Genomic DNA, 1,207 nt, shown 5'->3' with positions numbered 1-1,207 from the left:
CAGAAGCAAACTGCTTCGCCGCCAGCGGCGCACCGCCCTCGTTCGTGAGGCGTATATAGTCGCCACCAACCAGAACTGTCAACAGTCATCGACGATGTTTTTGCGATTTCTCGTAGAGATATCCACGGGGCGGAAATTCGTGAGCTGGCTTGGCTGAATTGTGAGTGGTGTTCCGCTGAGGATCACTCTTCTACCAAGCTCCCACCTAGGCGGCGGCAGGTGCGTGCCATCGGCCTGAGAATCGCCTCCTGGCGAGTGTCGATCCCCACGCCAGCCTAAGCAGCGCTTCAGAGCCGGCCTTCCAGCAATTCCGCCGTGATGTTGCGGCCGGCGAAAAAATACCCAGGACCAGACCCGTTCGGCATCGACTGCGAAAGCAATGCTGACGGCACGTCGCCAGCTGATGATCCGCGGACCAGCCTTGGGGTGGAAGACAATGCGGTACTCCATTGCCTATTTGGCTTTCGCCTGCTTCGCGTGATGACGCGCCTCGAGTCGCGAAAAACCGTCTCGACAGGGATGCCCTTAGCCGGATCCTGCCGGAGCTCGGTCAGGCGCGCCGGAACCTCCTCGCGCAGCCATCTCTCCCGCTCCGCCTCGAAATCCTCGAGCATACGTAGGCCGGCGCGAACATCTCAGGCATTGTTGTAGCGGCCTGATTCGAGCTGCTTCCTGATGAAGCTCTCATAGTGGTTCGTTCAGAGCGTAGTCGGGCACGGCAACCTCCTGGAAGATTATGGCGCCGATCAAGCCCGGTAGCAATAATAGCAATGATTGGAAGCGCACGATCACGGTTCGTTTTCCAAGATCTGATGGCGAGAGAATGGTTCGTCGCCTGGTTTTGCAGGGTCCAAAGCGTCCGGTCACCATCGCGCCGGCGCGTGGCGGTTGCCGCGCTGACAGAGCCGGGAGCCAACCGGCTTCGCGTGGGCAAAGGTGCCGAATAACAAAAAGGCCTGCGAGCTGCGGGCGGTTGGGGGTCATGATTTGGCTTTTCTGTCCCACGGCGTCGGCTTCGCCTGCTTCCGACCCCTGGTGCAGGTTAAAATCGCCATCGATCACGGTCCGAACGCAAAAAGCCCGCGTGAAGCGGGCTGTTTTTGATGTTGGTTGCGGGGACAGGATTTGAACCTGTGACCTTCAGGTTATGAGCCTGACGAGCTACCGGGCTGCTCCACCCCGCGTCACCTCCAGGGCAAGCTCTTGC

Annotated in this window: 1 tRNA gene; it reads right to left on the bottom strand. The window is 59.7% G+C overall.

Annotated features, from left to right (window positions below):
* Positions 1 to 1,107: 1,107 nt before the first annotated feature.
* A tRNA-Met gene (locus tag NKH54_RS32420) sits at positions 1,108 to 1,184 on the bottom strand.
* Positions 1,185 to 1,207: the final 23 nt, after the last annotated feature.

It is taken from the genome of Mesorhizobium sp. M1004 (assembly GCF_040318795.1).
Classification (GTDB): Bacteria; Pseudomonadota; Alphaproteobacteria; order Rhizobiales; family Rhizobiaceae; genus Mesorhizobium.
Note: the sequence above shows the minus strand (reverse complement) of the source record. Positions and strands in the feature narration are given on the sequence as shown.